Origin of the sequence: Nocardia higoensis NBRC 100133, assembly GCF_000308595.1 — a bacterium.
Lineage (GTDB): Bacteria > Actinomycetota > Actinomycetes > Mycobacteriales > Mycobacteriaceae > Nocardia > Nocardia higoensis.
On record NZ_BAGA01000061.1, the window covers coordinates 24,403 to 47,217 of the forward strand.

The window sequence follows — 22,815 nt, forward strand, 5'->3', positions numbered from 1 at the left end:
GGGACGACGCGAGAACCGCGGGTATCCCGCGCTCGCCGGGGACAGGACACGGAGGACGAAGTGAACAGCGTGACGGGAGCGGCGCAGTCGCAGGCCGCCGCGGCGGAGCAGGCCCGCATCGCGGAACTGGCCGCGAATCTGGCGTCGCTGAACAAGCGGATCGACGAGGCCTGCCGCGCGAGCGGTCGCGACCGCGATTCGGTGCGGCTGCTGCCGGTGACGAAGTTCTTCCCGGCCTCCGATGTGGCCCTGCTGGCGGGCCTCGGGTCGAGTGAGTTCGGCGAGTCGAGAGAGCAGGAGGCCGCGGCCAAAGTGGCCGCCGTGCGCGAGCTCGGATTCGAGGGCATCCGCTGGCACATGATCGGCCGCTTGCAGCGCAACAAAGCCAATGCGGTGGCTCGCTGGGCGCACACGGTGCACTCGGTGGACAGCGAACGGTTGGCAACGGCCCTTGACCGCGGTGTGCGCGCCGCACTCGACGCGGGCGAGCGTGTCGCGCCGCTGAATGTGCTGATCCAGGTCAGCCTGGACGACGATCCGGCTCGCGGCGGGGTGCCCGCGGCGAGCCTGGAGGCGCTGGCCGACACGGTCGCCCGCGCCTCGAACCTGCGGCTCGCAGGGCTGATGGCCATCCCTCCGCTGGGTGTCGAGGCCGATAGCGCGTTCGAGCGACTTGCGAGCTTGCACACGCGTGTACGCGAGCGCCACCCCGGCGCGAGCGAACTTTCCGCAGGAATGTCGGGCGATCTGGAGTCGGCCATCGCACACGGTTCGACGTGTGTGCGTGTCGGTACCGCTCTGATGGGCGCTCGACCGATAACCTCTGGCTAGCAAAGAAACCTCATCAGTCACATATGACACATAAGATTGGGACGGACGAGGAGCTGAGCAAGTCTTCAACACCCGGCCGCCACCGGGGCCGAAGGAAGGTCGACCAGATGAGCACGCTGCACAAGTTCAAGGCGTACTTCGGCATGGTTCCGCTCGAGGATTACGAAGACGACTACGTCGACGATCGCGCCTCGCGCGCGAGCGAGCGCGGTGGCGCGCGCGGACCCCGTCCGTACTCGGAGCGGCCGGGCTACGGCGCCGACCGCTACGGCGAAGATCGTTACGGTGCCGACCGTTTCGGCGCGGAGCGTTTCGGTGCTGAGCGTTTCGGTGCCGATCGCTTCGACGACGAGGCCGACTACCCGGAGCCCGCCTACAAGTCCTACAAGCCGGCCTACCCCCCGCGCCGCGAGGAGTACCCGGAGGACAACTACGGCGAGGATCCCTACGAGCCGCCGCGTCGGCCCACCCGGATCGACGCCGCGCCCTCCTCGGGCCGGTTTCGCGCGGGCGGTGGCGCGTCGTCCCTGCGCGGAGCCACCCGGGGTGCGCTCGCCGTGGATCCCGCGGCCGAGGAGCGCCGCCTCGAGGAGCGGCTGCGTCCCGAGCCCGCGCCCGCTCGCCGGCCCGGGATCTTCGAGGACGGAGGTCCCTTGTCCAAGATCACCACCCTGCGCCCGCGCGATTACAGCGAGGCCAGGATCATCGGCGAGCGCTTCCGTGAGGGCAACCCGGTGATCATGGACCTGGTCGAGCTGAGCAACGCCGACGCCAAGCGCTTGGTGGACTTCGCCGCCGGGCTGGCCTTCGCGCTGCGTGGCTCGTTCGACAAAGTGGCCAGCAAGGTGTTCCTGCTCTCGCCCGCCGATGTGGACGTCTCCGCCGAGGAACGCCGCCGGATCGCGGAAACGGGCTTCTACAACCAGAAATAGCGACCTGCTTCCGGGGCGCCTCGACGGGGGCGGCGCCGAACGGGCAGGTCGGCGGGCAAGTCTTGCGGACATGATGTCCGGTTCGCGGCGGTGTGGCCATTTTGCACACCGCCGTTTTTCGGGCAGAGTGACATGGTGGCCTTGTTCGCGGTGTTGTACTTCGTGCTGTTCATCTTCTGGCTGTTGCTCATCAGCCGGGTGATCGTCGAGTTCATCCGTAGCTTCGCCCGGGACTGGCGCCCGACCGGAGTCGTGGTCGTGATCCTCGAAGTGATCTTCACGATCACCGATCCGCCGGTGAAACTGTTGAGGCGCTTGATTCCGCCGGTGTCATTGGGGGGAATCCGCCTGGATCTGTCGATAATGGTCCTGCTCTTCATCGTGTTCATCCTGATGTCCATCGTCAGCAGGCTCGGCCAGCCGGTCGGGCCGGTGTGACAGAATGGGTCGCGATACCTTGCAAGATCTGCTCGATCTCCAAAAGACGCGTGAAGGGATCCTTCCATGCCGCTGACTCCAGCCGATGTGCACAACGTCGCGTTCAGCAAACCGCCGATCGGGAAGCGCGGCTACAACGAGGACGAGGTCGACGCCTTCCTCGATCTGGTCGAGCAGGAACTGTCGCGGCTGATCGAGGAGAACGCGGATCTGCGTCAGCGGGTCGCGGAGCTGGACGCCGAGCTGGCCGACGCCAAGAAGAACCGCGGTAGCGGGCCCGCGGCGGTCAAGCCCCCGGTGCCGCAGCCGCAGCCGGATCCGATCAAACCGCCGGTGCCGGTCACACCACCCGCGCCTATCGCGGCCGCGCCGCCGGCCAAGGACAACTCCGCGGACGCGAACCTGCAGGCTGCCAAGGTCCTGAGCCTGGCCCAGGAGATGGCCGATCGTCTCACCAGCGACGCCAAGACCGAGTCGGAGAACCTGCTGTCCAACGCGCGGGCGAACTCCGAGCGTCTGGTCACCGATGCGCGCACCAGGTCGGAATCGATGGTCGCCGAGGCGCGCCAGAAGGCCGACGCCCTGCTGTCCGACGCACAATCCCGGTCCGACAGCCAGCTGCGGCAGGCCAAGGAGAAGGCCGACGCCCTGCAGGCCGACGCCGAGCGCAAGCACACCGAGATCATGGCCACCATCACCCAGCAGCGCAGCGTGCTGGAAAGCCGTATCGAGCAGCTCAAGACCTTCGAGCGTGAGTACCGGGTGCGGTTGAAGTCCTACCTGGAGTCGCAGCTCGAGGAACTGGAGAACCGTGGTTCGGCGGTTCCGGTGGACGGCGGCGAGCCCTTCGCCGACAGCGGTTCCACCGGCAGCCTGCCCGCAGCGTCGTTCGCCAAGGGCGGCAAGTAGGCCCCCCGCGGGCAGCAGGGCAACGGTCGCGCACGCACATCTGGCCTTGGGATACCTGAGGGGTCGGCATGCTCGTCCTGACGCTCGTTCTCGCCGCGGTCGGCTTCGCGCTGCTGGTGACCGCGTTGACCACCGGGTCGGTGCTGTGGGCCTGGGGGTGCATCGTGGTCTGTGTCGTCGGCGCGGTGCTGTTGCTGGTGAGCGCACTGTCCACCCGAAGACCCGACGGCGGGACTCCGCCGCCGGGCCGGCACATCCGGCGCTGAGCGGGGCCTGCCCGAACGAGACGTGGCCGAGCGGGATGTGGAAATAACCGCTCGACAGCGCCCGTTAGAATGGACACACAACAAGCGGCGACGATCCGGCCATCACCGGGGAGCCTTCGGAAGAACGGCCCATCCGCGCAGCGAGGCGGGGAGGCTCAGTAGAACCGAACGGGTGAGCCCGTCACAGCTCGCAACGAGAGGTCCGGTGCGTCCGACGCCGGACAAACGGGGTGGTACCGCGGTTTCGGCGCACCTGGCGCCGATGTCGTCCCCGTGCCCACATCGAAACGCGCTTTGCGGCGCGGTGGCACGAGGAGACGGATCCGCGATGGCGGACAACAACAGCGCATATCCCCGCGTCGACTACGGCGCGGGTTCCGGGGCGTCGTTCCCCGATCTGGAACGGCGCGTGCTCGACGCCTGGGAGGCCGACGACACCTTCCGCGCGAGCATCGAGAACCGTTCCGGCGCAGCGGAGTTCGTCTTCTACGACGGTCCGCCCTTCGCCAACGGCCTGCCGCACTACGGCCATCTGCTCACCGGCTATGTCAAAGACCTGATCCCCCGTTTCCAGACGATGCGCGGCAAACGCGTCGATCGGCGATTCGGCTGGGACTGTCACGGCCTGCCCGCGGAAATCGAGGCCGAGAAACAACTCGGTATCACGGACAAATCACAGATCGACGCGATGGGGCTGGCGGAATTCAACGCCGCTTGTAAGTCCTCGGTACTGCGATACACCGGGGAATGGCGCGACTATGTGACCCGCCAGGCGCGCTGGGTGGATTTCGACAACGATTACAAGACCCTCGATGTCGACTTCATGGAGTCGGTGATGTGGGCATTCAAGTCGTTGTACGACAAGGGTCTGATCTATCAGGGCTTCCGGGTGCTGCCCTACAGCTGGTACGAGCAGACGCCGCTGTCCAACCAGGAGACGCGCCTGGACGACGCCTACAAGATGCGCCAGGACCCGGCGGTCACCGTCGACATGCGGCTGCGGGTATCCGAGGACCATCCGCTGCGCGAACTCGACGGCGCCAACGCCCTGATCTGGACCACCACGCCGTGGACGCTGCCGTCGAACCTGGCGATCGCGGTGCACCCGGATGTGCGCTACGTCCACCTGAAGGCCGCCGACGGCAAGCGCTACGTGCTCGCCGCCGAACGGGTTTCGCACTATGCCCGTGAGTTCGGCGAGGACGTCGAGGTGCTCGGGGAGTTCGACGGCGCGGCACTGGCCGGGCTGTCCTACGCCCCGCCGTTCGACTTCTTCGTCGGCCACCCGAACGCGCACCGCGTGCTGAACGCCGACTACGTCACCACCGACTCGGGCACCGGCGTCGTGCACCTGGCGCCCGCCTTCGGTGAAGAGGACATGGACGTCTGCGCGGCCAACGGCATCGAACTGGTGCAGCCGCTGGATCCGGGCGGCAAGTTCACCTCGATGGTGCCGCCGTACGAGGGCCTGATGGTCTTCGACGCGAACCCGGTCATCATCAAGGATCTCAAGGCGGCGGGCCTGCTGCTGCGCCACGAGACCATCGAGCACTCCTACCCGCACAGCTGGCGTTCCGGCCAGCCGCTGATCTACATGGCGGTGCCGTCCTGGTTCGTCGCGGTCACCTCCTTCCGCGACCGGATGGTGGATCTGAACAAGCAGATCACCTGGGTGCCCGAGCACATCCGCGACGGCCAGTTCGGCAAGTGGCTGGAGGGCGCGCGCGACTGGAACATCAGCCGTAACCGGTACTGGGGCAGCCCGATCCCGGTCTGGGTGTCCGATGATCCGGCCTATCCGCGCGTGGACGTCTACGGTTCGCTCGACGAGCTCGAGCGCGACTTCGGCGTGCGTCCGGCCGATCTGCACCGGCCCGCCATCGATGAGCTGACCCGGCCGAATCCTGACGATCCGACCGGCAAGTCGACGATGCGCCGGGTGCCGGAGGTGCTGGACTGCTGGTTCGAGTCGGGTTCGATGCCCTACGCGCAGGTGCACTACCCGTTCGAGAACAAGGAGTGGTTCGACTCCCACTTCCCCGGCGATTTCATCGTCGAGTACAACGGGCAGACCCGCGGCTGGTTCTACACCCTGCACGTGCTCGCCACCGCGCTCTTCGACAGCCCCGCCTTCAAAACCGTTGCCGCGCACGGCATCGTGCTCGGCGACGACGGGCTGAAGATGAGCAAGTCGAAGGGCAACTACCCCGACGTCAACGAGGTCTTCGACCGCGACGGCTCCGACGCGATGCGCTGGTTCCTGATGAGCTCGCCGATCCTGCGCGGCGGCAATCTCATCGTCACCGAGCGCGGTATCCGCGAGGGCGTCAGCCACGCGCTGCGCCCGCTGTGGAACGCGTGGACGTTCCTGCAGCTGTACGCCTCGACTCCCGGTCAGTGGCGCACCGACTCGCAGAACGTGCTCGACCGCTACGTCCTGGCGAAGCTGGCGCAAACCCGCGACGTGATGACCGAGGCGCTCGAGGTCTACGACATCGCGGCCGCCTGCGAGGAACTGCGGTCCTTCGCCGACGCGCTCACCAATTGGTATGTGCGCCGGTCGCGTTCGCGGTTCTGGTCGGAGGAGCGCGATGCCGTCGACACCCTGCACACCGTGCTCGAGGTGGTCACCCGGCTGGCGGCGCCGCTGCTGCCGCTGATCAGCGAGGTGATCTGGCGCGGGCTCACCGGTGGCCGTTCGGTGCACCTGACCGACTGGCCCGCCGAGGGTGAGCTGCCCGCCGATCCGGAGCTGGTGGCCGCGATGGACGAGGCGCGGGTGGTCTGCTCCACGGTGCTGAGCCTGCGCAAGGCGAAGAACCTGCGCGTGCGGCTGCCGCTGGCCGAGGTCACCATCGCCGCGGCGGACGCGGATCGGCTGGCGCCCTACGCCGACATCATCGCCGACGAGGTCAACGTCAAGAAGGTCGATCTGACCTCCGATGTCGATGTGCACGGCCGTTTCGAGCTCGTCGTCAACGCCCGCGCGGCCGGCCCCCGGCTGGGCAAGGACGTGCAGACGGTGATCAAGGCGGTCAAGGCCGGGCAGTGGAGCGAGGACGCCGAGGGTGTGGTCAGCGCCGCGGGCATCACGCTGCTGCCGGAGGAGTACACCCAGCGTCTGGTTGCCGCCGAGCCCGAGTCGACCGCCGCGCTGCCCGGCAACGCCGGCCTGGTGGTGCTCGATTCGGTGGTCACCGAGGAACTGGAGGCCGAGGGCTGGGCCCGCGACCTGATCCGGGAACTGCAGGAGACCCGCAAGTCGATCGGCCTCGAGGTGTCCGACCGGATCTCGGTGGTGCTCGAGGTGCCCGAGCAGCAGCAGGGCTGGGCGCGTGCGCATCGCGACCTGATCGCCGGGGAGATCCTGGCGACCTCGCTGGAGTTCGGTGCGGCGGGGGCGGGCGCCGCCGAGTTGGCGGGTGGTGTGCGCGCCGCCGTCGCCAAGCAGTGACGGCCCGGCCGTGGCGGACCGGGGCATGCCCCCTTCCGCCACGGCCGCGCACGGTCCATTCCTGATCGTGTGTGATCCAAATCACATGCTGAATATTTGCTGAACCCTGGTTGTGGGGCCGGGCGGAACGGCAGAATCGCCGATGTTGTAGTTGGGGCACATGCTAACCGCTGGTGCCGGTGTGATTCGTCGACGAGTTCCACCTGACGTTCCCCGAGCCGTCCGAGAGCGACGGCGGCGGGAGTGAGCTGAGGGTCCGCTACGCCGCCCCACCGACGTGCCGACGTCGCGGACCGCCTGGCCGACAGGGAGGCCGCGTTCGCATGATCAGACGTTCTCGCGTTCGACATCGCTCGGCACGACACGACATCGCACGACACGGCGCCGCACGACAGCGTCGGCGGGCACGTCCGGCGGATCCCCGGACGCGGGTGCGGCGGCCGCTGCGGCGGATCGCCGCGGGCTTCCTGGCTACCACGGTCACCACGGTCGTCCTCGGCGGCATGGCCTGGGCCGATCCGGGCCCTGTGTTCGGCGGGCTGAGCAGTGGCTCCGGCTCGGGCAGCGGCTCCGGTTCGGGCACGGGCTCCGGGTCGGGATCAGGCCTCGGCTCCGGCAGTGCCAGCGGCTCCGCCGCGATCCCGGTGCCCAGCCTCGCCGGGCTCGGCGCACTGGCGGCGGCCACCACCCAGGTCGGCAAGCCCTACGAATGGGGCGCGACGGGACCGTACTCGTGGGACTGTTCGGCCCTGGTGCAGTGGGCGTTCCGGCAGGTGGGCGTCATGTTGCCGCGCACGACCTGGGAACAGGCCGAGGTGGGCGCCGCGGTGCCGATGTGGGCGCTCTCGCCCGGCGATGTGGTCGTCCTCAACGCCGACGGCTCGCACGTGGGCATCTACGCCGGATTCGGGCAGGTGCTCAATGCCTACGGCCGCGGTGTCCCCGTCGGACTGACCCCGCTGGACCAGTTCGCGATCTACACCATCCGCCGCTTCTAGCCGAGCCGGCCCACCGGACCCGAGTCGGCTACCGCCCCAGTCGACCGCTCAGCCCAGTTCGCCGGCCATCGAGCGCAGCAGCGGGCCGTACTGCGGATGGGCCAGCGCGGTCGCGAACTGCGCCACCAGGTAGTCCGCCGGATTGCCGGTGTCGTACCAGCGGCCGCGGATGACCTGGCCGAAGACCGGGTTCTCGGCGGCGTGGACGTTGATCGCGTCGGTGAGGTAGACCTCGCCGGTGCGGTGCTCGTACCACTCGTCGGTCTGGCGGCGTAGCTCGGCGATGATGCCGGGAGTGACCACGTAGCCGCCGATGGCCGCGTAGTTCGACGGCGCGTCCTCGGGCTTGGGCTTCTCCCGCAGGCCGGTGATGCGCAGCAGTCCGTCGCCCTGATCGTCGGTGACCACCGGGACGCCGTAGCGCTGTGAATCGGCCGGATCCATCGGCATGAGCGCCAGCACCGGTGCGCCGGTGCGCTCGTAGGCGTCGATGAGCTGCTGGGCGCGCGGGATCTCGGCGACGAACACGTCGTCGGGCCACAGCACCAGCATCGGCTCGTCGCCCATGCTGCGCGCGGCGTTGAGCACCGGGGTGCCGTTGCCGTAGGGGCCGTGCTGGTCGAGGTAGGTGATGTGGCCGAGCCTGGACAGCTCGCCGACCTCGGCCACCGCGTCGGCGTAGGCGGTCTTGCCGTCGGCGCGCAGCTGCTCGACGAGGGCCGGGTTGGGGCGGAAATGGTCCTGGATGACGTGCTTGCCGCCGCTGACCACGATGGTGATGTCGGTGATGCCGGAGGCGACCAGCTCGCGGACGGTGTGCTCGATGACCGGTTTGTCGCCGACCGGAAGCATCTCCTTGGGGATCGCCTTGGTCAGCGGAAGCAACCGGGAGCCGATACCTGCGGCCGGAATGACGGCCTTGCGGATCTTCATGCCTTCGATCATCACACATCGCGGCCGGGGAAACGGGCCAACCGGACCCGCGATCCGTGTCAGTCCTTCCGGCTATCACGGCTGGTGAATGCCGGTATACGTGGCGTTCGATGGCGCGAGAGGGCCCGTTCATCCACAGCTGCCGGACAGCAAGTCCACAGCCATCGCCCAGGGTGCGCTCGGTCGTCGGTGCGCGGGCGTAGATTCCGTTACGTGAGTACCGTGCGGGGATTGCCCGAGGCCGGGCGCACCGCGCGCCGGTGGGTGCTGCACATCGACATGGATGCCTTCTTCGCCTCGGCGGAGCAGCTCACCCGGCCCACCCTGCGCGGCAGGCCGGTGCTGGTCGGTGGAACCGGCGGTCGCGGCGTGGTCGCGGGCGCCAGCTACGAGGCGCGGGCGTTCGGCGCGCGTTCGGCCATGCCGATGCATCAGGCCAGGCGGCTCGTCGGGGCGGGCGCGGTGGTGGTTCCGCCGCGCGGGGCGGTCTACGCGCATCTCAGCGGGCGGGTCTTCGAGGCGCTGCGCGAGATCGTCCCGGTACTGGAGACGCTGTCGTTCGACGAGGCGTTCGGCGAACCGGCCGAGCTGGCCGGAGCGAGCGTGGCGCAGGTCCACGAGTTCTGCGCCCGGTTGCGGGCGGTGGTGCGCGAACGCACCGGACTGGTCGCTTCGGTCGGCGCGGGGACCGGCAAGCAACTCGCCAAGATCGCCTCCGGTCTGGCCAAACCCGACGGCATCCGGGTGATCGCGCCGGGCGAGCAGCAGGCCCTGCTGGCCGGGCTGCCCGTGCGCAAGCTCTGGGGGATCGGCCCGGTCGCCGAAAGCCGGCTGCGGTCGCTGGGGATCGAGACGGTCGGCGCCTTCGCGGCGCTGCCGGAATCGGAGGCGGTCTCGCTGCTCGGCGGCAGCGTCGGTGCGGCGCTGCACCGGCTCGCCCGCGGCATCGACGACCGGCCGGTCGCCGAACGCGCCGAGGCCAAGCAGATCAGCGCGGAGAACACCTACGAGACCGATATCGTCACCCTTTCCGACCTGCGCAGAGCCATCGCCGCCATGGCGGAGTCCGCGCACGCGCGGCTGCGCAGGGACGGCCGCGCGGCCCGCACGGTGGTGCTCAAGCTCAAACGCGCGGACATGAGCATCGTCACCCGCTCCTCCACCCTGCCGTATGCGACCGTCGACCCCGCCGTGCTCGCCGCCGCGGCCCAGCGCTCGGCCATCGATCCGGTCGAGCTCGGACCCATCCGGCTGGTCGGCGTGGGCTACGCCGGGCTGTCCACCGTGCAACAGGAGTCACTGTTCCCGGAACTCGATCGCGGACAGTTCGCTGACGAACCGGATCCCGTCGCCGACCCGATCGCGGCGGGGCAGGCGGTGATGGTCGCGGGCGGGGGCTCTGTCGGGCCGGGCGGCGCAGTCGCCGCCGCCGACCCGATTCGCGCCGGGAGCGGAGCGGATATCGGGGAAGCGGGCACCGGCGGCGCGGATGGGCGTGCGGGCGCGCCGGTCGGTGCGCCCGCATCGCCGACGGTGCGAACGTGGGTCGCGGGAATGGATGTGGCGCATCCGGATTACGGGCACGGCTGGGTGCAGGGGGCCGGTCACGGCGTGGTGACCGTGCGGTTCGAGACGAGTTCGACAGGACCCGGCCCGGCGCGTACTTTCAGCGCCGACGACATCAGTCTGTCCCGGGCGGATCCGCTCGGCAGTCTCGGCTGACCGGTAGCCTGGGTGACCGGGCAGCGCTGCCGGTTCGAGCGCGTGCTGTCCCGGTACCGACACCGACCCCTCACTCGAACGCAAAGGACGAGCAGTTGAAGCTTCGTACGACTGGACGCATCGCGATCGCCGGCTTCGCCGCCATCGCAGCCCTCACCCTCACCGCGTGCGGCGGTGACGACAGCGGGAACGAGGCCAAGTCGACCAGCACGACGACCAGCGCGGCGGCGGCCACCACCGCGGCGGACACGCCCGCGGTGCCGACGGCCGCGGAGCTGAACGCCCAGCTGCAGCGGGCGCTCGACCCCGCGGTGCCCAACTCCGAGAAACTGGAGATGGTCCAGGGCATCGAGGCCGATCCCGAGCTGCCCGGGCGTCTGGCCCAGGCCTACCAGCAGACCGGCGCGACCGTCACCGTCAACGATGTGACCGCGTTCGGCGACACCGTCAACGCCAAGGCGACGATCGTGCTCAACGGCCAGGAGAACATCGCCGACGTGCCGTTCGTCAGCGAGGACGGCAAGTGGAAGGTCCAGAAGGAATGGGCCTGCCTCATGCTGACCAACCTGGGCCAGCAGTCGCCCGCCTGCGTCTGATCACCGCGTGCTGAGCGTGCGCGGCCCGGCCCGGACCGGGTCGCGCACCTCTTGGCGTCCGTCCACGGCAGCCCTTCGCCGCCGCGCGCATCGGCCGTCACCGGTCCGAGCAGCGCCCGTTACTATCGGTCGCCGTGGCTGACACTTTGGTCCGCCCGCGGACGGCTTCCGCGGACGATTCGGAAACCCCACCGCCGCACCGAGATTCCCGGTCCGCGTGGGCGCGTCCGGTCGCTCTGCTCGCCGCGCTGATCGGTGTCGTGTGCGCGATCGCGGTGCCGTTGTTGCCCGTCCGGGTCGACGCCGCCACCCTGAACTGGCCGCAGAACGGTTCGGCCGAGAGCATCGAAGCGCCGCTGGTCGGCTACGCGCCGCTGACCTTCGAGGCGAGCGTGCCGTGCGCGGCCATCGCCCAGCTCGGCCCCGGCGGCGGCGTGCTCGTCGCCAGCGGGCCCACCGGCTCGCCCGATCTGGAACGCCACGGCTTCCTCGCCCGGGTGACCGCGGCCACCGACGAGGATCCGTCCCGTTTGGATGTGGTGCTGCGCAATCAGGCTCTCTTCAGCGTCCCGGTCACCGAGCTCGCGCCGGGCTGCGCATTGTCGGTGCGCGCCGACGTCACCGCCGCCACGGCCGAGCTCACCGGCTTCGACGGGGAGTCGACCGTCCGGCTCGACGGCGACTACCGCCCGCAGCTGGTCGGCATCTACAGCGATCTGGCCGCCGCCGACGGCACCGTGGTCACCGCCGAGATCGACAGCCGCTTCTCCTCCACCCCGACCCCGGTCAAGCGCGCGGCCATCTGGCTGGCGCTCATCGCCACCGCTGTGGCACTGGTCGCCCTGCACTTCATCGACCGCGAGGACGGCAGGCGCAATCGCCGCATCACCCCCCGTCTGCGCAGCGTGACCGTACTCGACGGCGTCGTGATCGGTGTGCTGGTGCTCTGGCATTTCATCGGCGCGACCACCTCCGACGACGGCTACCAGTTCGGTATGGCCCGCGCCTCCGGCGTCTCCGGCTACATGGCCAACTACTTCGCGTATTTCGGTGTGCCGGAGAACCCGATCGGCACCCCCTACTACGACCTGATCCGACTGATGTCCGAGGTGACCACGGCCAGTCCGTGGGTCCGGCTGCCCGCCCTGCTCGCGGGCATCCTGGTCTGGCTGTTGCTGAGCCGGGAAGTGGTGCCGCGACTGGGCGTCGCCGTGCGCAACAACCGGCTCGCGCTGTGGACCGGCGCGCTCGGCTTCCTCGCGGTGTGGCTGCCCTACAACAACGGCCTGCGCCCGGAACCGCCGGTCGCGCTCGGCCTGCTGCTCACCTGGGTCTCGGTGGAGCGCGCGATCGCCACCCGCAGGCTGCTGCCCGCGGCGGTGGCGATCCTGATCGCCGCGTTCACCATCACGGCCGGGCCCTCCGGCGTCATCTGCATCGCGGCACTGGTCGCGGGCATCCGCCCGGTGGCGCGGACGATGATGCGCCGGGTCGGCGACGCGGGCTCGCGGTGGCGGCGGATGCTCGGCTATGCGACCCTGCTGGCCCCGCTGGGCGCCGCCGGTTTGCTCGTGCTCGCGATCTCCTTCGCCGACCAGCCGTTGAGCGCGGCCGTGGAGATGCAGCGGGTGCACCACGCGATCGGTCCCGACGTGCCCTGGTTCCAGGAGTATCTGCGCTATCAGTACCTGTTCCAGCCGGAGATCGATGGCTCGATCGGCCGCCGGATCGGCATCTTCATGATGCTGGCCGGGCTGGTGATCAGCGTCGCGGTGCTGCTGCGCCGGGGTGGCCGGATCCCGCTCACCGCTACCGGCCCCGCGCGCCGCCTGCTCGGCACCACCGCGGCCGCGCTGCTGCTGATCATGATCACGCCGACCAAGTGGACCCATCACTTCGGCGTGTACGCGGGTGTGGCCGGTGGCGTGGCGGTGCTGGCCGCGATGGCGGTCAGCCCCCGGGTGCTGCGCGCGCCGCGCAACCGCGCGCTGTTCGCCGCCGCCGTCGCCTTCCTGCTCGCGCTGGTGTTCTCCGGCACCAACGGCTGGTGGTACGTCTCCTCCTACGGCATGCCGTGGTGGGACAAGTCGCCCTCGATCGCCGGGATCGGCCTGAACAAGGTGTTCCTCGCGCTGGCGCTGGCGCTGCTGCTGGTGACCGCGTGGTGGCATGTGCGCACCCCCGACAACGGTGTGCCGCATCGGGTCTCGCGCGGCATGTGGCGGGTTTCGGCGCTTCCGCCGCTGACCATCGCCTTGGCGGCGCTGGTGCTGTGGGATCTCGGTTCCTTCGCCAAAGCCGCGGTCGCCCAAGGTGAATCGTTCTCGCTCGCCCGGTCCAATATCGAGGCCGTGACCGGCAATCCGCACGCGCTGGCGGGTTACGTGCTGGTGGAGCAGGACCCGAACGAAGGCATGCTCGAACCGCTTTCCGGCGATGCGCTGTCGACGTTCACCGGCGTGGGCGAGGGTTTCACCCCGGCCGGTGTGGCCGAGGATCTGCGTCCCGACGCCGAGGACAATTCTTCCGGCAGTATCGCCGACGCCCTCGGCGCGGACTCCTCCGACAACGAGGAGGCCGGAAGGTCCACCGCCGCACTGCCGTTCGGCCTCGACCCGGCGCGGGTGCCGGTCATGGGTAGTTACCGCTCCGGTGACGCGGGCCCGGCCGAACTCACCACCGGCTGGTACCGGCTGCCGGCTGCGGCCGATCGCCGCGACATCATCGCGCTGAGCGCGGCGGGCCGGATCAGGTCGGTCGACGCCGACGGCGTGGTGACCTACGGCCAGCAGGTCGAAATCGAGTACGGTGCCGCCGATTCCGCGGGTGACGCCCGGCCGTTGGGCCGGGTCGCCCCGATCGATATCGGCCCGGCGCCCTCGTGGCGCAACCTGCGGGTGCCCTTCACCGCCATCCCGGCCGAGGCCGATGTCATCCGGATCGTCGCCGTCGACCGCGACCGCAACCCCGCCCAATGGCTCGCGCTCACCCCGCCCCGGATGCCGGAGACCGTCACCCTCGACGCGTTCGTGGGCAGCGACCAGCCCGTGCTGATCGACTGGATGGTCGGCCTGCAGTTCCCGAACCAGCGCCCGTTCGACCACCGGCACGGCATCGCCGAGATCCCCGCCTACCGCATCCTGCCCGACCGCGGCGGCGCGGCGGTCACCAACCTGTGGCAATCCCACGACAGCGGCGGCCCGCTCGGCTGGACCGGCAAACTGCTCTCCACCCGCGCCCTGGCCACCTATCTCGACGGCGACTGGGATCGCGACTGGGGTGAGCTGCAACAGCTCACCCGCATCGACGACTCCGCCGTCCCCGCCGAACCGGAGATCACCCGGCGCGACCACAGCGGTCTGTGGTCGCCCGGGCCGATCAACAGCGCGTACTGACGGGAGCAGCCAGCAGCGGCCGGCCCGGGTGTCCCGACCCGCTTGTCCGACCGGCGGTCCCGGCAACCCCGCCACCCGGCGTCGCCGGGTAGCCGCCGCGACGCGATCCGCGGCTCGGGTGGCGGTGATCTCGTCACCCGAGCCGGGCAGGTCGGTGACCGCCCCATGGCGGCCTCGGCGGCCCCGCCCGAACGAGCACTCCGGCGGAGACGACAGCCGGTCTGCCGACGGAGATCCGGGTCAGCCGACCGCGGGCCGGACTTGCGGGGTGATGCGTCCGGCGAGCGCGACCAGGTCGGCGCCGGTGAGGCCGGGGTAGCCGTGCAACATGTCGCGCCAGCGGGCGGGAACGGCGGACGCGCCCCAGCGTGCGCCGAGCAGTCCGCCCGCGATGGCGGCGGTGGTGTCGGTGTCGCCACCCGCGCGCACGCAGAGTTCCAGCGCGGCGGGCAGGTGATCGGGTGAGCTCGCGTCGGTGTTGGTGATGGCCCACCAGGCGGTCTGCAGAGCGTGCACCACCCAGCCGTTGTTCGGAAAGTGTTCGGGCACACCGGATTCCGCCTCGTCGAGGAGGCGGTGCCAGTCCGGGGCGGTGTCCAGGCTGTCGACCGCCGCGCGCACGCCGTCGAAGTCGGCGGCGAGCACAGCGTGGCGGATGCCCAGTGTCCAGAGCCTGCAGGCATCGGCGGCCTGCGGGTCGCTGTGGGTCAGCAGGCTGACCAGGGCGGCGGAGCGGTCGCACGCGCTCGGGTCGTCGAGGTGGACGAGCGCGACCGGGGCGGTGCGCATGAGCGAGCCGTTGCCGCCGGTGCGGCCCTCGAGCGCATCCGAGCGGGCACGCATCGCGGCAGCCGAAGCCGGGCGCCCGGAGAGAACCTTCGATGTCTGCACGCCGATATCCGGCGGGCCCGACTGGTACCAGCGCACGAAGCCCGCGGCGACCGCATCGAGGTCCAAGCCCGGACCGTGCTCGTCGGCGGCGATCGCGACGGCCAGCGCCATGGAGGTGTCGTCGGTCCACTCGCCCGGCGCGAAGTTCCCGAGCCCGCCGCCGATCATGTCGATCGGCACGTCCGGGCCGGGGCGGGTGAATTCGTAGCCCGCGCCGAGCGCGTCTCCCGCCGCGGTGCCGAGCAGCACCCCCGCGATCCGGTCCCGCAGCGCGGCCTGCGCTGTGTCGGCGAATCCGTCCATGGTCTGGATACCCTCTCGTGTCGCGGCGCGCCCGACGGCGCGCGAACTCGAATCTACCTGCGGCAGCGGCGGATCAATCCCTGCCGCCGGCGTCGCCCGACGGGGCGGGCTCGGTGGTGGACTCCAGCCGGGAGCGGGTCTCGCGGCGGTTGCGGCGGTTGCGGCGCAGGGCGTCGGCGGAGAAGACGGCAAGGGCGATCCAGATGAGGGCGAAGCCGGCCCAGCGGGAGGCGGGCATCGGCTCATGGGCGACCGCGACGCCCCAGGCCATCTGCATGGCGGGGGTCAGATATTGCAGCAGGCCCATGGTGGACAGCGGGACCCGCTGGGCGGCGACCGCGAACAGCAGCAGCGGCACCAGCGTGACCGGGCCGGTGGCGACGAGCAGTCCCGCTTCGATCGGTCCCGCGAACACGGTGTTGGCGCCGGTCGCCGCCAGGAACACCAGGAAGGCCAGCGCGAAAGGCGCGGAGACCAGCCCTTCGGCGGCGAGGCTGCGCATGGCATCGAGCCGGATCACCTTCTTCACCAGGCCGTACAGCGCGAACGACACCGCGAGGACGAGCGCGATGTAGGGCGGCCTGCCGTAGTCGACGGTCAGCACCAGCACCGCCGTCGCACCGAGGCCGAGCGCCACCCACTGGGCGACGGCCAGGCGCTCCCGGAATATCAACACTCCGAAGGCGACGGTGACCAGGGGATTGGTGAAGTAGCCGAGGGCGCATTCGACCACATGCCCGGAGGTGACACCGTAGACGTAGACACCCCAGTTGATCGAGATGGCCACCGAGGCCAGTGCGGCCAGCCGCCAGGTGCGGGCGTCGATCTCGCGCAGCTCGCGCAATCGTCCGGCCACCGCCAGCACGGCGAGCGCCGCCACCAGCGTCCACACGATCCGCTGCGCCAGGATCTCGACCGCGCCGGCGAAGGCCAGCAGGCCGAAGAAGGCCGGGAACAGGCCCCAGAAGAAGTAGGCGCCTATGCCGAAGGCGACTCCGGGTACCGAGCTGGCTGCGCGCACTCGGCCGAGGTTACCGCTGTGGCGATGTTTGATTCCCGCCGCAGTGGCGATCCGAGAGGGGCGCCGGCCACTGGAGCGCCGCCACCATCAGCAGCGCCGACGTCGCCGAGTTCCTGCACGCGAAGACGCGCACCGATCCGGCCTCCCCGATCCTGACGTGGATGGCCACCGCCGGGGAGTACGCCGCCGACGGCACGCCCCAGGACCGGGGCACCGCGCGCATCCCCGGAGTGCTCGGCACCAAATGGGGATGGTCCGACGTCGGCGCGCCGGAGGTCTCCTTCGGCCCCGGTTTCACGGTGGCCGCGCACACCTACGGCACCTCCGCCGAGCAGACCGCCGACGTGCTCGCCGCACTGCCGCAGATCCTGGCCGGGTTGACCGGCATGCCGCCGGAGGCGGTGCGGCAGCTCGGCATCGCCACCGGCGGGGCCGCGGGGCAGCCCGCGAGCACGCCATGACGCGTCGAGCAGGCGCGCCCGTCGAGGTGCGTCAGTCGAGGGCGGCCACGGCGGCTCGGGCGGCATCGGCGATGAGCGCGTTGTCGGCCTCGGCGCCGGGGTCGGTCGTGGCCGACAGCACCGCGATGACGATCGGCGCCCGGCCCGGCGGCCAGGCCACGGCCACGTCCAGCGCCGATCCGTAGGCGGGCGAGCCGGTCTTGTCGCCGACGGTCCAATCGTCGGGCAGGCCGGCGCGGATGCGGGTGTCGCCGGTGGTGTTGGCGACCAGCCAGGAGGAGAGCTGCTCGCGCTCCGGCTCGGCCAGCACATCGCCGACGACGAGCGCGCGGTAGTCGGCGGCGAGCGCGGCCGGGCTGGTGGTGTCGCGCTCGTCGCCGGGGATCGCGGAATTCAACTCGGTCTCCCAGCGATCCAGGCGCGAGGTCTCGTCACCGAGGGAGCGCAGGAAGGCGGTGAACCCCGCCGGACCGTCGAGCAGTTTCAGCAGCTGGTTGCCCGCGGTGTTGTCGGAGAGCGTGATCGCGGCCTCGCACAGTTGCGCCACGGTCATGCCGGACTCGACGTGCTGCTCGGTGACCGGCGAATACTCGACGAGCTCGGTGGCCGGGTAATGGATCACCTGCTCGAAATAGCCTGTCGAGAGCGGATGTTCGCGCAGCAGGGCGCCGCAGGCCAGGCCCTTGAACGTCGAGGCCATCGGAAACCGCTCGTGCTCGCGATAGGCGACGGTGCGTCCGGTCCCGGTGTCGACGGCGAAAACGCCTAGGCGCGCAACGGTATTCGCCTCCAGTTCGGCGAACGACGGGCCGGGGGACGCGGAGGTGCTCGTAGCGTCCGGCGGGGCGGCGGTGGTATCCGACTCGCCGCCGCAGGCGGCGGACAGTACGAGGGTGGGCGCCAGGAGCGCGGCGGCGAGCGATCGCCTGCGGCGGAAGGAGCGGAGGTCGGGTGCGGAGATGTTCACCCGGCGACCAGATCACGTCCGCCGGGGGCACGGCCAATATCGCGAGGTCCGTCCCGCGAGTCGTTCTCGATATCGCCCCAGGTGAGAACCGGACCCGGCGCGAGGAACACGGTGCGGCACACCGGATCGGGGCGCCGTGTCCGCGCCGGTTGGTTCAATGGCCCGCATGGATCTGATCCGCCACCTCCGCTTCTTCGTCTCGGTCGCCGACGAGGGACATTTCGGGAGGGCGGCGGCCGCGCTCGACATGACCCAGCCGCCGCTGTCCCAGGGGCTGCGCCGGCTCGAACAGTTCCTAGGCGTCGAACTCGTGCACCGCACCAGGCAGGGCGCGCGGCTCACCGCCGCGGGCAGGCAGCTGCTGCCGCGGTCCCGGCTGCTGGTCGACGACGCCGATCGGCTGTACGCCGAAGCCCAGCGCATCGCCCACTCGCGCGGGCAGGTCCACCTCGGTGTCGCCGCGTCCGTCCCCGACCCGCTGGTCACCGCCTGCGTCGGCGCGCTGCGGCGGCGCGCGGGCACCACCGTGTCCACGACCGTCGGTTCGACCGTGGAACTGCTCGCCGATCTGCGCGCGGGGTTGTGCGATGTGGCGGTCATCGAGCACCCGGCTCTGGTCGACGGCGTCGAGGCCGGGCCGGTGGTGAAGATCGCGCGCCGGGTGATCGTGCCCTCGGACCATCCCAGCGCGACCGCCGAACGTCCCACCTTCCGCATGCTCGCCGACCTGACCTTCGCCCATCCGCCCCGCGCCACCAACCCGCCCGCCTTCGACACGATCCTGGACCTGCTGCGCGAACGCGGGCTGGACCCGCAGGTCGGCGTCGCCCGCGACGACCGTGCGGTGCTGGCCGCCGTCGCGGCGGGGACCAGCTTCGGTCTCACCACCATCGCGCCGTCGAGCGCGCCGGGCGTCACCTGGCTGGATCTGGCACCCCGGGCGCTGGCGCTGCGCGCCCGCGTGGTCCGCCGCCGGGACGACCGGTCCCGACCAGGCGCGGGCGCGCCGTCTCCCGACGCGGCCGAGTCGCACGCCGAGGCGTTGGACCGCGTGCTGTACCGGGAGCGACTGCGGTGAGCCGCGAACCGGGTCGAGTGGACGCGCGGTCCCGGCGTACGCGTGTCGGGCCACCTCTCGCATCCGACACCGGGCGACTCGATCCCGCGGACGCCGGGCGTTCGGCGGCCGAACGCATTCGTGACGTCTTCGCCGACGCGGGCTGCACCGGCTGGTTGCACGCCCGACGCTGCGGCGGCGCCGCCGGGATCGGCGCGGTTGAGACCTGCGGGGTTGTGACCGGCGCGGTTGAGACCGGCGCGGTTGAGACCGGCGCGGTTGAGACCGGCAGGAGTGAGATCGGTGCGGGCGAGATCCGCGAGGCCGAGATCTCCGTCGGCGGTCATGCCCGGGTGGTCACCGCCTCGGTCTACAAGCTCGTGGTGCTCATCGCCTTCTGCCGCGCGGTCGACGCCGGGACGATCGACCCCGCTGCCCGGCTCACCATCGACCCCGCCGAGTGCACGCCGGGTCCCACCGGCATCGCCGCGCTGCACGACCCGGTGACGATGAGCCGACGCGACCTGGCGACGTCGATGATGACGGTGTCCGACAACGCGGCGGCCGATGTGCTGCTCGGCGAGGTCGGCCTCGGCGCGGTCGAAGACGTGCTCACCGACCTCGGCCTCACCGAGACCAGGATCGTCGGCGGCACCGCCGATGTGCATCGCAGCCTGCTGCGCGACACCGACACCCACACCACCGCCGAGGCGTTCGCCGCACTGGCCGACAACGACGAAGCCCGCTCGGTTTCGGCCTACGACCCCGCCTACACCAGCGCGACCACACCGGAGGAGATGACCCGGCTGCTGCGCGCGCTGTGGTCGGGCCGGGTGCTGTCGCCGGAGCAGACCGCGTTCGTGCGCGCCGTCATGGCGAAACAGGTCTGGCCGCACCGCATCACCGCGGCGTTCCCGCATCGCGGTGTCACGGTGGCGGGCAAGACTGGGACGATCGGGGTGATCCGCAACGAGGTGGCGGTGGTGGAGTTCCCGCACGAGTATCCGGTCGCTGTGGCGGTGTTCACGCGTGCGGCGCGCGCCGACCCGCAGCTCCCCGTGGTGGACGCCGCGATCGCCGAGGCGGCCCGGATCGCGGTGACCGCGCTGCGTCACCCGCGAAATCAGTCCGATCGGTCCGAACCCGGCGCTCGCCGGTGAGCAGACCCACCGCGACGGCTTAGGCTGGCGCTCATGACGACAACCGAGCAGATTTCCGGGTCGGCCGGACTGTCCGCGGCGCAGGTCGAGCAACGGCGCCGCGACGGGCTCACCAACGATGTCCCCGATCGCGCCAGCCGCTCGGTGCGCGAGATCGTGCGCGCCAATGTCTTCACCCGCATCAACGCGATCCTCGGTGTGCTGTTCCTGCTGGTCCTGAGCACCGGCTCGGTCATCGACGGGATGTTCGGCCTGCTCATCGTCGCCAACAGCGCGGTCGGCATCATCCAGGAGGTGCGGGCCAAGCGCACCCTCGATCAGCTCGCCATCGTCAGCCAGGCCAAGCCGACGGTGCGCCGCGACGGGGTGGCCGCGCAGGTCGCGCCCTCCGAGATCGTGCTCGACGACCTCATCGAGCTCGGGCCGGGCGATCAGATCGTCGTCGACGGCGTGGTCGAGGAATCCGAACTGCTCGAGATCGACGAGTCGTTGCTCACCGGTGAGGCCGATCCGATCGACAAGCAGATCGGAGCGCATGTGATGTCGGGCAGCTATGTGGTCTCCGGTTCCGGCGCCTACCGGGCGACCAAGGTCGGCCGCGATGCCTACGCCGCGCGCCTGGCCGAGGAGGCCAGCAAGTTCACCCTGGTGCATTCGGAACTGCGCACCGGCATCGACCGGATCCTGAAGTTCATCACCGTCCTGCTGATACCCGCCGGCCTGCTCAGCATCTACAACCAGCTGTTCTCCAGCGGCGAGTCGTGGCGGCCCGCGGTCACCGGCATGGTGGCCGCGCTGGTGCCGATGGTTCCCGAGGGCCTGGTGCTGATGACCTCCATCGCCTTCGCGGTCGGCGTGGTGCGACTCGGGCAGCGCAAGTGCCTGGTGCAGGAGCTGCCCGCCATCGAGGGCCTGGCCCGGGTGGACGTGGTGTGCGCGGACAAGACCGGCACCCTGACCGAGAACGGCATGCGCCTGGCCGAAATCCGGGCACTCGGCGGGGCCGACGAGGCGGGCGCGCGTGCGGCGCTGGCCGCGCTCGCCGCCGCCGACCCGCGGCCCAATGCCAGCGTGCAGGCGATCGCCGAGGCGCTGCCGGACGCGCCCGCGTGGCAGCGGACCGCCGTGGCGCCGTTCTCCTCGGCCAAGAAGTGGAGCGGCATCTCCTTCGGCGAGCACGGCGACTGGCTGCTCGGTGCGGCCGATGTGCTGCTCGACCCGGCCACCGCCGACGCCCGCGCCGCCGAGGAGCTGGGCGCCAAGGGGCTGCGGGTGATGCTGCTCGCCCACAGCGACCGCCCGGTGGACGATCCGGACGCACCGGGCGTCGTCACGCCCGTGGCGCTGGTGGTGCTGGAGCAGAAGGTGCGCCCGGACGCGCGCGACACCCTGGAGTACTTCGCCCAGCAGGATGTCGGCATCAAGGTGATCTCCGGCGACAACGCGGTCTCCGTCGGCGCGGTGGCCGCCTCCCTCGATCTGCCCGGCGGCGAGCACGCCGTCGATGCCCGCAAGCTGCCCGAAGACCCCGAGGCGCTGGCCGAGGTGCTCGACGGCGAGACCACCTTCGGCCGGGTGCGCCCGGAGCAGAAGCGGGCCATGGTCGGCGCCCTGCAGTCGCGCGGGCACACCGTCGCCATGACCGGCGACGGCGTCAACGACGTGCTGGCGCTCAAGGACGCCGACATCGGCGTGGCGATGGGCTCGGGCAGTCCCGCCACCCGCGCGGTGGCCCAGATCGTCCTGCTGGACAACAAGTTCGCCACCCTGCCGTATGTGGTGGGCGAGGGCCGTCGGGTGATCGGCAATATCGAGCGCGTCTCGAATCTGTTCCTCACCAAGACGGTCTATTCGGTGCTGCTGGCCTTCCTGGTCGGTCTGGCCGGACTGGGCTCGCAGATCTTCGACTACGACCCGATCGGCTACCCGTTCCTGCCTCGCCACGTCACCATCGCCGCCTGGTTCACGATCGGCATCCCGGCGTTCATCCTCTCGCTGGCCCCGAACAACGAGCGCGCCCGCAGCGGGTTCGTCTCCCGGGTCATGCGCCAGGCCATCCCGTCCGGCATCGTCATCGGCGTGGCGACCTTCATCTCCTACCTGATCGCCTATCAGGGCGCCGACGCCACCGAACAGGAGAAGATGCAGGCCGGGACCACGGCACTGATCACGCTCATCGTCATCGCGGTGTGGGTGCTGGCGATCGTGGCCAGGCCGTATGTCTGGTGGAAGGTGGTGCTGATCGGGGTGTCGGTGCTGGCCTACGTGGTGTTGTTCACGGTGCCGTTCACCCGCGAGTTCTTCCTGCTCGACCCGTCGAACCTCGTCCTGACCGGCTGGGCGCTCGCCCTCGGCGCGATCGGCATCGTGCTCGTGGAGATCGCCTGGTGGTTCGGTGCCACCGAAGGGGGCGAGCACAGGCTGATCCCGGCCTCGCCCGGCGGGGCGGCCTGATCGCCGGACGGCCCGGCCCGGTCGCTA

The 22,815-nt window shown here is 70.6% G+C and carries 18 protein-coding genes; 14 read left to right on the forward strand and 4 right to left on the reverse strand.

Features of this window, described 5'->3' with window-relative positions; translation table 11 throughout:
• The first annotated feature begins 69 nt into the window (after positions 1 to 69).
• The 7 genes from ON26_RS08240 (at position 70) to ON26_RS08270 (ending at position 7,828) form a co-directional block, all read left to right on the forward strand.
• Entirely contained in the window at positions 70 to 831 is a 762-nt protein-coding gene (locus tag ON26_RS08240) for a YggS family pyridoxal phosphate-dependent enzyme (protein WP_040795437.1), read from the forward strand.
• Positions 832 to 938: 107 nt separating this feature from the next.
• Positions 939 to 1,763 (forward strand): cell division protein SepF, encoded by an 825-nt coding sequence (locus tag ON26_RS08245; protein WP_040795416.1) that lies wholly within the window; start codon positions 939 to 941, stop codon positions 1,761 to 1,763.
• A gap of 135 nt (positions 1,764 to 1,898) precedes the next feature.
• Positions 1,899 to 2,201, forward strand: coding sequence for a YggT family protein (locus ON26_RS08250; RefSeq protein WP_040795438.1), 303 nt, complete (start codon positions 1,899 to 1,901; stop codon positions 2,199 to 2,201).
• A gap of 66 nt (positions 2,202 to 2,267) precedes the next feature.
• Positions 2,268 to 3,110, forward strand: a complete 843-nt coding sequence (gene wag31 / locus ON26_RS08255) for a DivIVA-like cell division protein Wag31 (protein WP_040795417.1) — start codon at positions 2,268 to 2,270, stop codon at positions 3,108 to 3,110.
• 68 nt (positions 3,111 to 3,178) lie between these two features.
• Positions 3,179 to 3,376, forward strand: coding sequence for a hypothetical protein (locus ON26_RS08260; RefSeq protein WP_040795418.1), 198 nt, complete (start codon positions 3,179 to 3,181; stop codon positions 3,374 to 3,376).
• A 328-nt stretch (positions 3,377 to 3,704) separates the two neighbouring features.
• A complete protein-coding gene (ileS, locus tag ON26_RS08265) occupies positions 3,705 to 6,830 on the forward strand; it encodes an isoleucine--tRNA ligase (protein WP_040795439.1) in 3,126 nt (1,041 codons plus the stop codon).
• Between the two features lie 503 nt (positions 6,831 to 7,333).
• The gene (locus tag ON26_RS08270) at positions 7,334 to 7,828 is read left to right on the forward strand and encodes an NlpC/P60 family protein (protein WP_085998972.1); all 495 of its coding nucleotides are present in this window, start codon (positions 7,334 to 7,336) and stop codon (positions 7,826 to 7,828) included.
• A gap of 48 nt (positions 7,829 to 7,876) precedes the next feature.
• Here ON26_RS08270 and ON26_RS08275 read toward each other — a convergent pair whose 3' ends face one another.
• Positions 7,877 to 8,761 (reverse strand): UTP--glucose-1-phosphate uridylyltransferase, encoded by an 885-nt coding sequence (locus ON26_RS08275; RefSeq protein WP_083883924.1) that lies wholly within the window; start codon positions 8,759 to 8,761, stop codon positions 7,877 to 7,879.
• A gap of 279 nt (positions 8,762 to 9,040) precedes the next feature.
• Between ON26_RS08275 and ON26_RS08280 the strand changes: the two genes are divergently transcribed.
• The 3 genes from ON26_RS08280 to ON26_RS08290 all read left to right on the forward strand — a co-directional run bounded on the left by ON26_RS08280 (position 9,041) and on the right by ON26_RS08290 (position 14,474).
• Positions 9,041 to 10,483: a DNA polymerase IV gene (locus tag ON26_RS08280; RefSeq protein WP_040795440.1), complete on the forward strand. Its 1,443-nt coding sequence runs from the start codon at positions 9,041 to 9,043 to the stop codon at positions 10,481 to 10,483.
• A gap of 95 nt (positions 10,484 to 10,578) precedes the next feature.
• Positions 10,579 to 11,079: a WKL family lipoprotein gene (locus ON26_RS08285; RefSeq protein WP_040795421.1), complete on the forward strand. Its 501-nt coding sequence runs from the start codon at positions 10,579 to 10,581 to the stop codon at positions 11,077 to 11,079.
• A 134-nt stretch (positions 11,080 to 11,213) separates the two neighbouring features.
• Complete coding sequence (locus tag ON26_RS08290; protein WP_040795422.1) at positions 11,214 to 14,474, forward strand: arabinosyltransferase domain-containing protein; 3,261 nt, start codon at positions 11,214 to 11,216, stop codon at positions 14,472 to 14,474.
• Between the two features lie 240 nt (positions 14,475 to 14,714).
• Here the strand turns inward: ON26_RS08290 and ON26_RS08295 are convergent, their stop codons facing one another.
• Together ON26_RS08295 and rarD are read right to left on the reverse strand one after the other, a co-directional pair.
• Entirely contained in the window at positions 14,715 to 15,668 is a 954-nt protein-coding gene (locus ON26_RS08295) for an ADP-ribosylglycohydrolase family protein (RefSeq protein ID WP_040795423.1), read from the reverse strand.
• Between the two features lie 73 nt (positions 15,669 to 15,741).
• Positions 15,742 to 16,689 (reverse strand): EamA family transporter RarD, encoded by a 948-nt coding sequence (gene rarD, locus ON26_RS08300; RefSeq protein ID WP_083883912.1) that lies wholly within the window; start codon positions 16,687 to 16,689, stop codon positions 15,742 to 15,744.
• 161 nt (positions 16,690 to 16,850) lie between these two features.
• On the opposite strand from rarD, the gene ON26_RS08305 reads away from it, so the two are divergent.
• On the forward strand, positions 16,851 to 17,150 hold the full coding sequence (locus ON26_RS08305; RefSeq protein ID WP_174375385.1) for a hypothetical protein: 300 nt from the start codon (positions 16,851 to 16,853) through the stop codon (positions 17,148 to 17,150).
• A gap of 31 nt (positions 17,151 to 17,181) precedes the next feature.
• On the opposite strand, the gene bla is transcribed toward ON26_RS08305, so the two are convergent.
• Entirely contained in the window at positions 17,182 to 18,054 is an 873-nt protein-coding gene (bla, locus tag ON26_RS08310; RefSeq protein WP_373280930.1) for a class A beta-lactamase, read from the reverse strand.
• 220 nt (positions 18,055 to 18,274) lie between these two features.
• On the opposite strand from bla, the gene ON26_RS08315 reads away from it, so the two are divergent.
• The 3 genes from ON26_RS08315 to ON26_RS08325 all read left to right on the forward strand — a co-directional run bounded on the left by ON26_RS08315 (position 18,275) and on the right by ON26_RS08325 (position 22,788).
• The gene (locus tag ON26_RS08315; RefSeq protein ID WP_174375386.1) at positions 18,275 to 19,195 is read left to right on the forward strand and encodes a LysR family transcriptional regulator; all 921 of its coding nucleotides are present in this window, start codon (positions 18,275 to 18,277) and stop codon (positions 19,193 to 19,195) included.
• Between the two features lie 215 nt (positions 19,196 to 19,410).
• Positions 19,411 to 20,334 carry a serine hydrolase gene (locus ON26_RS08320; protein ID WP_218000557.1) on the forward strand — a complete coding sequence of 308 codons (924 nt, stop codon included), beginning with the start codon at positions 19,411 to 19,413 and terminating at the stop codon, positions 20,332 to 20,334.
• Between the two features lie 33 nt (positions 20,335 to 20,367).
• Positions 20,368 to 22,788 (forward strand): cation-translocating P-type ATPase, encoded by a 2,421-nt coding sequence (locus ON26_RS08325; protein WP_040795424.1) that lies wholly within the window; start codon positions 20,368 to 20,370, stop codon positions 22,786 to 22,788.
• Positions 22,789 to 22,815 lie beyond the last annotated feature (27 nt).

What these genes read in the sequence shown, in the direction of transcription:
- ON26_RS08245 (WP_040795416.1), top strand. Translation starts at nt 939, where the DNA reads ATGAGCACGCTGCACAAGTTCAAGGCGTACTTCGGCATGGTTCCGCTC.
- wag31 (WP_040795417.1), top strand. Translation starts at nt 2,268, where the DNA reads ATGCCGCTGACTCCAGCCGATGTGCACAACGTCGCGTTCAGCAAACCG.
- ON26_RS08260 (WP_040795418.1), top strand. Translation starts at nt 3,179, where the DNA reads ATGCTCGTCCTGACGCTCGTTCTCGCCGCGGTCGGCTTCGCGCTGCTG.
- ileS (WP_040795439.1), top strand. Translation starts at nt 3,705, where the DNA reads ATGGCGGACAACAACAGCGCATATCCCCGCGTCGACTACGGCGCGGGT.
- ON26_RS08270 (WP_085998972.1), top strand. Translation starts at nt 7,334, where the DNA reads ATGGCCTGGGCCGATCCGGGCCCTGTGTTCGGCGGGCTGAGCAGTGGC.
- ON26_RS08275 (WP_083883924.1), bottom strand. Translation starts at nt 8,761, where the DNA reads ATGAAGATCCGCAAGGCCGTCATTCCGGCCGCAGGTATCGGCTCCCGG.
- ON26_RS08280 (WP_040795440.1), top strand. Translation starts at nt 9,041, where the DNA reads ATGGATGCCTTCTTCGCCTCGGCGGAGCAGCTCACCCGGCCCACCCTG.
- ON26_RS08295 (WP_040795423.1), bottom strand. Translation starts at nt 15,668, where the DNA reads ATGGACGGATTCGCCGACACAGCGCAGGCCGCGCTGCGGGACCGGATC.
- ON26_RS08305 (WP_174375385.1), top strand. Translation starts at nt 16,851, where the DNA reads ATGGCCACCGCCGGGGAGTACGCCGCCGACGGCACGCCCCAGGACCGG.
- ON26_RS08315 (WP_174375386.1), top strand. Translation starts at nt 18,275, where the DNA reads ATGGCCCGCATGGATCTGATCCGCCACCTCCGCTTCTTCGTCTCGGTC.
- ON26_RS08325 (WP_040795424.1), top strand. Translation starts at nt 20,368, where the DNA reads ATGACGACAACCGAGCAGATTTCCGGGTCGGCCGGACTGTCCGCGGCG.